This is a genomic window from Flavobacterium marginilacus, from assembly GCF_026870155.1.
Taxonomy (GTDB): domain Bacteria; phylum Bacteroidota; class Bacteroidia; order Flavobacteriales; family Flavobacteriaceae; genus Flavobacterium; species Flavobacterium marginilacus.
In genome coordinates, this window is the sequence record NZ_CP113975.1 from 3,968,613 (window position 1) to 3,980,620 (window position 12,008).

Here is a 12,008-nt window from a genome sequence, read left to right on the forward strand (position 1 = left end):
CTTGTGGACTAAACCCCAGTCCACAAGGATTTTCGTTTCTATCGGGGCTAAAAATCAACATTTTTGCTTTTTTTCCAGTAAATGTAGCTGTCTAAATCAGACCTGACAGGTTTTAAAAACCTGTCAGGTCTCAAGCCATAAAAAAAGGGTTTGTATTTTTCAATACAAACCCTTTTTAAAAAATATATAGATTAAAAACTATCTAATAATTCTAACATTCATTTCTTCCACTTTTTTATCCGAAAGCAGTGTTGGCGCTCCAAATAATAAGTCGTCGCTGGTTCCGGTTTTCGGGAAAGCCATAACTTCTCTAATAGACGTCTTTTTCTCCAAAATCATCATTAAACGATCGATACCCCAAGCGATTCCTCCGTGTGGCGGTGCGCCGTACTGAAATGCTTTATACATGGTTCCAACACTTTTGATCATTTCTTCTTTGTTGTACCCCATATTTCTATAAGTTGCTTCCAGAATTTCCGATTTGTGTGCACGAACTGACCCTCCACCAATTTCGTAGCCGTTCAGAATTAAATCATACTGCTGTGCGATAATCGTTCCTATTTCGCTGTCATCACCTTTCATATGTTTTTCCAAATCATAAACAGCCGGCATAGAGAACGGATTGTGTGTAAATGTCCATCTTCCTTCGTCAGTTCTTTCAAACATTGGGAAATCAACCACCCAAGCCGGACGCAATTCCTTTGAATTAATCAAATGTAACATTTTACCCATTTCCTGACGAACAGCATCCAACGCTTTGTTAGCTGTTGCATAATCTGCTGCCGAGAAGAATACAATATCTCCCACTTCTGCATTGGTCGCTTTTATTATTCCGGCAGCGATATCTTCACCTAAGAATTTAATAATTGGCGACTGTAATTCATCTTCGTTTACAATAATATAAGCCAACCCTCCCAAACCGTGCTGTTGTGCAATCGCGGTAAGGTTTTCGATCTGCCCCTTAGACATACGCTTATTGCCTTGCTCTTTGGCCGAAACCTTAATACATTTTACGATTCCGCCTTCTTCAATTGGCTTGCTGAATACTTGGAAAGTAGTATCTTTTACAATATCGGTAATATCCTGCATTTTTAAACCGTAACGCAAATCTGGCCGGTCACAGCCGTAGAAATCCATTGCTTCTTTATAGGTAATCACTTCAAATGGTTTCAAAACCCATTTATTTCCGTATATCTTTTTAACTACTTCATTAAACATTTTAGTGTTCAAATCGATAATCTGCTGCATACTTGCGTAGGCCATTTCAATATCCAATTGCGTAAATTCCGGCTGACGGTCTCCACGGGAATCTTCATCTCTGAAGCAGCGTGCTACTTGGAAATATTTCTCATAACCGCTTACCATCAGCATCTGTTTGAACTGCTGCGGCGCTTGTGGCAGCGTGTAAAATGCTCCAGCCTGCTTACGCGACGGAACAATAAATTCACGTGCACCTTCATCGGTTCCTGCGCTCAAAATTGGAGTTTCGATTTCCAAGAATTCTTCTTCATCAAGAATGTCTCGCAATAACTTGATTACTTTATGACGATTCACGATCGCTCTTCTTACCTCATCATTTCTGTGATCCAAAAACTTGTATTGAAAACGAACTGTTTCATTTGTTTTTGCCGCTCTTTTAATTTCAAAAGGTAATGTTTTAGACAGGTTTAAAATCTCCAATACCGAAGTTTCTAATTCAATTTTACCTGTACGCAATCCTGCATTGTAGTCGTCTTCATTACGTCCAACCACTTTACCGGTTACAGAAATCACCGATTCCGGTTTTAATTTCACCAGCTCGTCAATATTGGGAAACGATTCTCTACTAATACGAACCTGAAAAATTTCATAACTTGAATCACGCAAATCAATGAACATCAATTCACCGTGATCACGAACACTCGCCACCCATCCGGACAACATCACTTCCTGACTGATGCTCTCTTCTGATAATTGCGAGATTTTATGCGTTCTGTAAATATCTTTTACAATAATCGGAATTTCAGGCAAAACCTCTTCCTGAATTCCTTTCGATTCTGAATTTGATATGGATGATGGTACGGACAAGTCGCGACTTGTCCCTGCTGTATCCACGGACAAATCGCGATTTGTCCCTGCAGATAATTTATCTAAAATAATCTGGCGGATTACTTTTCCGTTAGCTCCTTTTCCAATAATCCCTAAAACTTTACCAACCAAAATACCTGCTTTTCCTTGATCTCCTGCAGCAATATCATTGGCAACAGCCTCATTTTCTGCAATTACTTTAGCAATAACTTCCTGAATTTTATCTTCGGAAATCGTGTTTTCTTCAAAATACTTGTTGTAATCAAAAGTTCGATCTTTTAAATAACCAGTAATCGCATTTTGGACTAAAACCGCTGTAATTTTTTCAGCTTTAAATAATTTAAAAATATCGGTTAACTGAGCAACACTATGAATTTCAGCATACTCTTCAGCCTTTATATTATTAGCCAAAGTTTTAGCAACAAACGAAGGGTCTTTAATTTCGCTATTTATTTCTACAAATGTTTTGGAACGTATCGCATCTGCAGTAAAAAATTTAGCATCCTGTGGCAATACACCTCCATTAATCAGAATGGATTCCACTGCAAAAGGCAAAGCACTTGTATCTACTTTAATCGCTTCAATTTCGGCTTTAATGTTTACAAAAGGTAAATCTGGTTCCGAAATAAAACGGTAATCCGCTTCAAATTCTTTTTTACGCATTGTTTTAGTCTGCTTCAAATCAGCATCCCAAAGCACCGTCGTTTGATCAGGTCGAAACTCTTTGTTTTCTATAAAGTAATTAAATTGCTTCTCCACTTCTTCTTTTAAAGCTTCCACCATAAACTTAAACGAGTTCAAGTTTTTGATTTCCGTTCTTGGATTCAAATCATAACTGTGTTTTTTGCGCAAAGACACAGAAACATCCGATTTGAATTCCCCTTTCTCCAAATTAGCTTCTGAGATTCCCAAGTTCTGAACAATACGCTGAATGTACTGCGCATAAGTTGACGCATCCTCAATATTACGAATACAAGGTTCTGTTACAATTTCAATCAGCGGCACTCCCGCTTTGTTAAAATCGACTAACGAAATCTTTTTTTCGTGCATCAATTTGGCTGCATCTTCCTCGATATGAACCTGAGTTAAATTTACCGTAAACTGCGTACCGTCATTTCGGTAGCAGGAAACGTGTCCGTCAGGAATTATCGGGTTGTGAAACTGCGTAATCTGAATATTTTTCGGGTTATCCGGATATTCGTAGTGCTTTCTGTCCCAAGAGATAATTTCATTGCTGAATGACGAATCAACCGCTTTTCCAAAATAAATCGCTTTTGTAATTGCTTCTTTATTTACGGCAGGCAGAACCCCCATTTGTCCGGTACAAACCGAACATATATTTTGGTTAGGTGTTTCAATTTCTTGATTTGGACAAGAACAAAACAACTTGGTTTTGGTATTCAATCGAACGTGAGTTTCCAGTCCGATTACCAATTCTAAATCGTGGGCTTTTAAAGCCGATGTTAATTGTTCCAATTCCATTATATTGTATCTTTTAAGAAGTTAGCAAACTGCATCACTAATTCGTCATTATTTTTTGCTCCAGTAACCTGAAGTCCTGTAATTGTCCCTTGTGGCACTGTTAAAGTTGGCAATTGTCCTAAACTAAAACCAACCGTATAAGCATCCGACAAATACATTGCGTGCGGATCTTTTAAACTGTCTCCAATTTTCGGAGGAGATGCTGGCGTAACCGGAGATAAAATAATATCTACTTCTTCGAAATCTTTACTGAAGTTCTCCGAAATCTGATCTCTCAAAGCCAGTCCTTTCAAATAGATTTCATCTGAAAAACCTTGAGACAATACTTGGTTTCCACCAACAATTCTGCGTTTCGTCTCTTCCGAAAAGTTTTCAGAACGCGTTACTGCATAGGTTTCAATTAAGTTTTCTGCTTCAATTCGGTTACCATAATTTGTTCCGTCAAGGCGGGATAAATTCGAAGCTGTTTCGGCCATTGCCAAAGTATAATAAGTCGAAACCAAAATATCTGATTTAAAGAAATCCAATTCCTTTACGGCGATTCCTTTAGCTTTTATCTTTTCGATACTTGCTAAGAAATCGGCTTTTATTTCAGGATTAATTGCTTCGCTTTCGATAAAGTTTTTAAAATAACCTACCTTTTTCACAGTTGAAGTTGCGATTGCTTCTTCACTAATTTCGTTTGAAGCAATAGAAGTTTGATCTTTTGGATCTTTTCCGCTCATTACATTCAGCACGATTCGGATGTCTTCAATTGATTTTGCCAATGGACCAACACAATCTGTAGAAGAAGCGTACGCCATCAAACCATATCTTGAAATTCTTCCATAAGTTGGTTTCAAACCATAAATATGATTGTAACCGGCAGGCTGACGAACAGAACCTCCAGTATCACCGCCAATTGAGAAAACAGTATATTCTTTGGCAACATTTACCGCAGAACCTCCACTTGAACCACCGGCAACTAAAGCCGGATCAACTGCATTTTTTACAGCACCGAAAATAGTATTTTCACTAGATGATCCGTGACCAAAACTGTCGCAGTTTTCTTTTACCAACGGAATAGCACCCGCATCCAATAATTTTTGAATAGCTGTAGCTGTGTATGGTGATTTATAATTTTTTAGCAAATCAGAACTTGCAGTCGTATAAGTTCCCTGCACCATAAATACATCTTTAATACCAAAAGGAATCCCTTCGAGCAGACCAATTGTTTCTCCGTTTGCAATTTTAGCATCTACTTTAGAAGCTAATTCCAGCGCCAAAGTATCTAAAACTGAGTTTACAGAGTTGTATGTATTTTGCTTAAGTAAGTCTAATTTTTCCTGTACAAGAGCCGTACAGCTTATCTGTTTTGACACCAATTGCTGGTGTATTTTTTTTATCTGAGAATCCATTTTATCCTTCTATAACTTTTGCAACCACTAAAAAACCATTTTTCTTGTTCGGGAAATTTTCTAAAATAATCTGTTTCTCAATAGCCGAACTCTCTATCACAACATCTTCTCTTAAATTATTTACTGACACACAATTACGATTGACATTATTTAAGGAATTATCATTTGATGAATTTGCATTTTTAATCACATCAAATAATTTGTTCACGCTCTCCGAAGGCTGTGCTCCCTTAATACTCGACAAGATGTCGACTGTCATTATTTTACTCATAATTTTACGTAGTTTTAAAGTCAAACTTTTAAGCTCGCGAAATTACAAAAAGTTTTTTTAGGGATTTCTATTTTTTAATGAATTGAACGGTTTTCTACGAAAGAACACATCGATTTAACATTATGTTTAATTTTGTTATAATATATGATGGTGTTGTGAAATATTCCGAGCAAAATGCCAAAATATTAAAGAAACATATAAAAACATTTGCGAATTCGCGGTTATTATTTTTTCACCGCAAATTGCTTTGCCTATTAGCTATCGCTCGGGTCGCAAATTATGATTTTAAACAACTGAGATTTAAAGCTGATTTTATTCAACACTCTCAATCAAATACTTCGTTCCGTTAATTTCAAAAGTAAAACCAACAGTATTCCCCATTAACTTATTTCCCAGCGGAGATTGCGGAGAAAGTGCAATGACATTAATTCCTTCAATATTGATTTTTGGCAAAGCCAAAGACAGATACAAATAAATTCCGTTGGCTTTGACCAAACTTCCGACGATAATGGTTTTGGCAATTGTAGCAGGATCAATTTTGTCCAGAACTTTTTTTTGAGCCAAAACTTCTTTCAGTTTGTGATTGATTTTTTCCTGCTCAATGTGCATCATCGACAAAGCCGTTTCGTGTTTATCGCCTGCTGAGCCTTTAGCATCATTCTTAGAATCTTCGGTCAATTCGACAATCATGTCGCAAAAAGCATCGATTCGATCCTGAACTAGTTGTAGGTAATATTGGTGTATTTTTTGTTTGAAAGTCATAATGATGGCACGCGGATAACACGGATTAAACTGATTTCCGCAGATTTTTATTTAATCTTTAAAAAAGTTAAACACAAAGATGCACAAAGAAAGCAGAAGGTTCACAAAGTTTTAAAATTAATTTCTGTGACCTTAGTGATTACTTAGTGGTTAAAAAGTTTAAAAATCAAATTTATAATTTCCTCCAACCATTACCTGAAAGCCCTGAACTTGATAATTTAGCCATTTTTGATAGTCATTATTCAAAATATTATTGGCTTTCAAAAAGGCAGTAAATCTGTCATTATGTTTGTATCGCACATTGGCATTCAAATCAAAATAACCATCAAGTGTAATTGGGCTTGGAGCAGTAACATAAACAATATCGGTATTCAGCTGATAATCTTTACGCTCGCCAACATAAAACAGATTCACACCTGCAAACCATTTATCAGTAATCATAAAATCTGCTTTACCATTCAATTGAAGTTCTGGTAAATTCCATGCTTCCTGCTCTGACTTTTTCGTATAACTGCTCACTGTTACATCAGCTTCAACGGTTACACCTTTGGCTAAATCGGCTTTTATTTCGCCATAAAAACGCATTGTTGTCAAATCATCATACACTACTTTAAATGAGTTTCCGAATCCATAATTAGCGTTCGTGTCCTTTTCAGTATAATTATTACTTCTAAACAATGCTTTATTTTCATCATGTATATAGGATGCTTTTACGTCATAACTCACAGTACTCGCCAATTTTCCCTTTAACCCCGCCTGAATATCAAACAGCTCATTCGTTGGTTTAATATTCAACGTAGGCGAAACATAAGGGTTATCATCTACAAAATCTTTATAGGTGTTCTGCTGTAAATTACCAATTGCATTCGCGTAAAATATCATCAAATCACTCACTACATTATACGAAGCTTTAACTGACGGATAAACATAAAACTTACTGCTGGTGTTATCTTTCCCCGCACTATATACTAAGCCTGCACCAATATCAATCGTCCAATCATCTCTTTTCATCACGAAACTCGGTACTATTCCTAAATTAGTAAAGCCATATTTAATATCGGCAGTATTAGTTCCCGAATAATCCTTCTTGAAACTTCCGTCAATATAATCGACAAAAATCTTTGTTTTTATGGCTTCGTCCATAACGTCAAACTTAAAAGTCGGAGCCAGCAAAAAACGATTCTCGGCTGAACTAAAATCATCTGTAAAATGTGTAAAATCAATAGTCACATCATTTAGAATTCCATTTTCAAAAGCCATGGAACCGCCTGCAGTTAATGTATTATAAGATTGTTGCGGTTTTATGCCATAAATCAGAGCCATATCTGCCGGCGGTGTCAAAGTACTTCCGAAATTAGCAGGTAATCCATACCAATTGTAAATCTGATTTTGATAGCCTGCTTTTATATTCCATGTCATATCCTGTTCATCAGAACCATACATCAAATCAATTTTGGTATCATAATAGAAATTGTCAAGAAGCACATCTTTAATATCTCCTTGAGATGAATTATGGCGAAACATTCCGCTTACATATTCATTGTTATTAAGATCTTCATTTACGTATAATTCTGCATTCAAACGCCCATAATTTCCAATACCAAGCGTTGCATAATTCTTAAACAAACGTTCCTGTTTTCCTTTTTCCACGCCTTGTGCATTTCCTTTGGCGGGAGCAAATGTCGAAGCAACCGGAAAAGGCAGAATCGAATAATTTACATTTTCTTTTTTAGCATTTTCATCAGTATTAATGCTCGCTGGAACTTCTTTTACCTTGAAAGCATCCGAAATTGTAGGCGTATATGGTTTTACTACATTCACGACTTCTGTGCCAATATTATCCTTTTTATCCTGAGCAAATGAAAATTGAGTAAGTAATAAAAAAAGAAGCCCAACCCCAGCACTCCCCGAAGGGGAGGGAGTTAAGGACGCTGATAATTTATTTATGAATGTTTTTATGTTTCTGATTTTCATCTTTTGTATTTTCTAATTTCTAACTTCTGAATTCTGCTTTCGTCCCTAGACTTCCCATTCTCCTTTTGCAATATATTGGGTCTTACCTCCAATTTTAATATCAAAATAATCTCCCGACAATTCCCCGTCAAAATAAATACTCGAAGGTCTGCTTATAAAATCTCCCTGATGATTGACAATTTTGATTTTCGGCAAATGATATTTCAAAAGGTAAGCCTGCAGACAGGTACTGGCGCTTCCAGTAGCTGCATCTTCCGTAATCTGATTATTTTCTATACAAAGCATCCTGCTAAAAATCTTTCCTTCGTCAAAACAATAGAAATACAGTGATCTATGATTTGTCCTGCAGTTTGCCAAGAGCCATTCTTTCATTTTAATTAATTCCAGATTTAAATTTTCCAATGCTTTTTTACTCTTGAGAGGCACAATTACAAACGCGCTTCCCGTGGTCACTTCCTGAACTTGTAATGTATCATTAAAATCTTCAAGGCTTAAATTACAGAATGACAGCAGTCCTTCTTTAGGGAAAACATCCCAAAACTGAGGCTGTGCTGCCTGAAGCCAAACCAATTCTCCGGACTGCTGGACTGGAATCTCACCGATAGGAACTTTTAGTTTCAGATTACGGGGCTGGTCTTTTATTATTTTGTTCATCAAAACCCAAGAAGTACCTATAACCGGATGGCCTGCAAACTGCATTTCATTTTCAGGAGTGAAAATACGGATCGATGCACTGCTCATTTCGGGCTGAATGGCAGTGATAAAAGTGCTTTCGGCAAAGTTTATTTCGCGGGCAATTTTCTGCATCGTTTCGGCATCCAGACCATCGGCATTCAAAAAAACTGCCAGTTGATTCCCAACATATTTTCCCTCAGCAAAAACATCTACTATATAAAAGGGTAATTTCATACTGCTTTCTATTTTGTTATTGATGAATTTGTTTTGGACTCCTCTGCTTTTATTTTATTCAATTCTGTTTTTGCTTCTTCAACCACATCCGGATAATCAGTGAAATTTTCGATTACATTGTCCAAAACATAAGTTGCCTGATAACTATCTTTCAAGCCATAGTAATTTTTTGCCATCAAGATCAAACCTTTGGCTCCATAATAACGGTAACTCGAATAATTTTTGGCTAATTTTTGAATCGCAGTATTCGAAAGTTCAAATTTCCCGTCTTTGTTTTTAAAATAAGCGTCATAATACAATGCTTCTGCAGATAATTCTCCTTTGCTTACGGTCATTAATTTTGCGTAAGCGGTTTTGGCTTTCGCTTCATCACCTGTCTGCATTGCTGAACGTGCCACAATAATCTGAGCGTCGCTTTTTACATTTTCTTCCGCTTTTGGATTAGCCAGAACTTTATCAGCATATACCACTGAATTTGTATAATTCTTGGTTTCGTAATAACACTTCATCAAGTTCGCCTGCGCAAAAGTTTTATTCTGCGGAAAATCGGCTTCATTTTCAATACGGGTCAAAACAGAAATAGTTTTGTCGCAATTTTTAGCTTTCAAAAAAATCTGCGCCAATCGCACCAAAGACTGTTCGGTGTATTCGCATCGTGGCTGACTGATTACATATTCATAATTAGGAATCGATTTGCTCTCTGAACCTTCAGTAAAATACAGCTGTGCCAATTGAAAATTAGCTTTCAGTATATTGACTCCATTTGGAAATTTGGAAATATAACCACTGTATCCCGAAATCGCCTGTTTGTTATTCCCCAGCCCAAGCTGTTTTTCGGACGCCTCAAAAGTATCGTTATCCAATTCCAAATCGGTAACGGCGACAAAATCCAATGTTCTTACCCAACTAGCGTATTCATCTACTTTACCATTATCTACATAAATTAAGCGGGCTGTAGCAACGGCCTCATAGGCTTCGGGAGTTTTTGGAAATTCAGAAGCTACCTTTTTAAATTTGGCAATAGCCAGATCATCTTTATCCGAATTATAATAAATCAATCCCTGACGCAAAATAGATTTTGACGTATAAGAACTGCTTTTAAAACCTGTAATTAATTTATCATAAGCCTTAATCGCCAAGTCTTGTTTGTTCTCGGCTACATACGTATTTCCAAGTTCAAATAAAACATCGTCCTGATAATCTGATTTTGGATATAATGTCAAAAAAGCATTCAGTTCTTCGATCTTTTTACTGTTTTTCAAAAGGAAACCATAGCAAAGCGCTTTTTGAAAATACGCATAATCGGCATCGACACTTTTAGATTCAATTACCTTAATGTAGGCATCCAAAGCCACCTGATATTTAGTCGTTACAAATCGGCAATCGGCCAAGCGCAGATACGAATCATTCAGACGAAATTTATCTGCCTTGTTGTTTTCTATTTGTTTTTGGAAAAAATCACCTGCGGTATCATATTCTTTCAATTTGAAATTGGCGTAGGCAATATTGTAATTAATGTTTTTGAACTCAGCCGTTTCTTTCGCTTTTGGCAAATCCACAAACTGCTGATAACTTGCTAAAGCGTCTTTGAAATTTTCCAAATTATATTCGGATTCGGCTTTCCAGAAAGTGGTGCGGGCAGTAATTACAGCATCTTTCTGTTCTTTCAATCCTTTTTCGAACATTGCAATAGAACCAAAATAATCACTATTAGTATACAATTCCAATCCTCTGTAAAAAGCTACTTTTTGGTAAACTGCTCTATTTTCGGAAGTTTTATTTTTTTCTAATAAAACCAATGCTTCCTTATAGTTTTTGGACGAAATATAAGAGTCAATCAATAATTTTTCTATCAGATTATTATTAGGATTCGTTGGGTATTTAGTCATAAAAGCCAGCAAAACTTCGGGAACAGTCTGGTACGAATTACCAATTTCATAACTTAATTTGGCGTAATTAAAACTCGCATCTTCTTGCAGTTTCAGATTAAAATTCATTTCCGAGGCATTCTTGAAAGCATTCAAAGCCTGCTGTTTTTTTCCAGATTCCAAATAACTTTCACCCAAATGATAATAAGCATTCTGCGCTATGAAATCATTCCCATCAATAATTTTATTGAATTGCGAAACGGCATTTTCATAATCTTTCTGCACATAATACGCATATCCCAACTGATAGAAATCGGTGTTGTTCCATTTTCCATTTTTACCTTTATAACCCACCAAATAAGGAATTGCCTTATCATATTGTTTTAAGTTAAAATAGCTTTCGCCGATAATTTTATTCAATTCTGATTTTTCCTCGGGAGTTGATTTTGACATTGCTTTAATACCTAAATCAATAGCTTTTTGAAACTCTCCAGCCTTGAAACTCATATCTGATTTGTAATAGGATAATTTCTCAGCATATTTTTCATTTCCAGAAACCTGATCGAATTGTTTGTTAGCTTCGGCATAATCATCAGATTCATACGCCATGAAACCCATATAATATTTGCTTTGTGTGCCATATTCATCAGAATCGGTTACTCTGCTGAAATAACTTTTTGCTTTTTTTGGATTTTTGGCATCAAAATAAGTATATCCTTTTTGGAAATTGAATTTGTTTTTTTCACTGTCCTTCAAAACACTTTCATCCACTCTTTCAAACCAGTGCATCGCTTCTTTATATTCTTTATGGTCGAAATAGTAATAGGCAACATCGATAAAAGCCTGATTTTGTTTTCGGCTTGACGGGTATTCTTCGACAAAACGATTAATAAGTTCTTCGGCATTATCCTGATCGGTACGAATGGCACAATTGGCAATATAGTAAGCACAATCAGACTGTAATCCTTCGGTCGTAGCTTTCTCTTTTACCTGTTTAAAAATAATTTGTGCCGACGCATACTGCTGATCTTCATACAATGAAACCGCTTTGTCGAAGTCTTTTAATGAGTATGTATAAACGGTCGATTGCTGAGAAAACAGAGAGGTTATTGGAACAAAAAAAAGGAATGAAAAAAGCCTGATAGGTATACGCATTGTTGTTTTATTTAGTCAATCAAAGATATTTAATTCTGATTTTATAACGGAAGCCGAGACGTTTTTATTATAAATTATTTTTCCTCACCCCCGACCCCTCTCCAAAGGGGAGAGGAGCTAAAC

Annotated in this window: 7 protein-coding genes; all 7 read right to left on the minus strand. The window is 36.3% G+C overall.

Going from position 1 to position 12,008, the window contains the following annotated elements; all coding sequences use genetic code 11:
• Positions 1 to 198: 198 nt before the first annotated feature.
• The 7 genes from gatB/aspS to OZP07_RS16440 all read right to left on the minus strand — a co-directional run bounded on the left by gatB/aspS (position 199) and on the right by OZP07_RS16440 (position 11,885).
• Positions 199 to 3,549, minus strand: coding sequence for a bifunctional amidotransferase subunit GatB/aspartate--tRNA ligase AspS (gene gatB/aspS, locus OZP07_RS16410; RefSeq protein ID WP_281635957.1), 3,351 nt, complete (start codon positions 3,547 to 3,549; stop codon positions 199 to 201).
• Positions 3,549 to 4,946, minus strand: coding sequence for an amidase (locus OZP07_RS16415; RefSeq protein WP_281635958.1), 1,398 nt, complete (start codon positions 4,944 to 4,946; stop codon positions 3,549 to 3,551). Before OZP07_RS16415 ends, gatB/aspS begins: the two co-directional genes overlap by 1 nt.
• Before the next feature lies 1 nt (position 4,947).
• Positions 4,948 to 5,217 carry an Asp-tRNA(Asn)/Glu-tRNA(Gln) amidotransferase subunit GatC gene (locus OZP07_RS16420; protein ID WP_194642964.1) on the minus strand — a complete coding sequence of 90 codons (270 nt, stop codon included), beginning with the start codon at positions 5,215 to 5,217 and terminating at the stop codon, positions 4,948 to 4,950.
• A gap of 312 nt (positions 5,218 to 5,529) precedes the next feature.
• Positions 5,530 to 5,979 carry a hypothetical protein gene (locus tag OZP07_RS16425; protein ID WP_281635959.1) on the minus strand — a complete coding sequence of 150 codons (450 nt, stop codon included), beginning with the start codon at positions 5,977 to 5,979 and terminating at the stop codon, positions 5,530 to 5,532.
• A 159-nt stretch (positions 5,980 to 6,138) separates the two neighbouring features.
• Positions 6,139 to 7,953, minus strand: coding sequence for a TonB-dependent receptor (locus OZP07_RS16430; protein ID WP_281635960.1), 1,815 nt, complete (start codon positions 7,951 to 7,953; stop codon positions 6,139 to 6,141).
• Positions 7,954 to 7,998: 45 nt separating this feature from the next.
• Positions 7,999 to 8,862 carry a PhzF family phenazine biosynthesis protein gene (locus tag OZP07_RS16435; protein WP_281635961.1) on the minus strand — a complete coding sequence of 288 codons (864 nt, stop codon included), beginning with the start codon at positions 8,860 to 8,862 and terminating at the stop codon, positions 7,999 to 8,001.
• A gap of 8 nt (positions 8,863 to 8,870) precedes the next feature.
• Positions 8,871 to 11,885, minus strand: a complete 3,015-nt coding sequence (locus OZP07_RS16440) for a tetratricopeptide repeat protein (protein WP_281635962.1) — start codon at positions 11,883 to 11,885, stop codon at positions 8,871 to 8,873.
• Positions 11,886 to 12,008 lie beyond the last annotated feature (123 nt).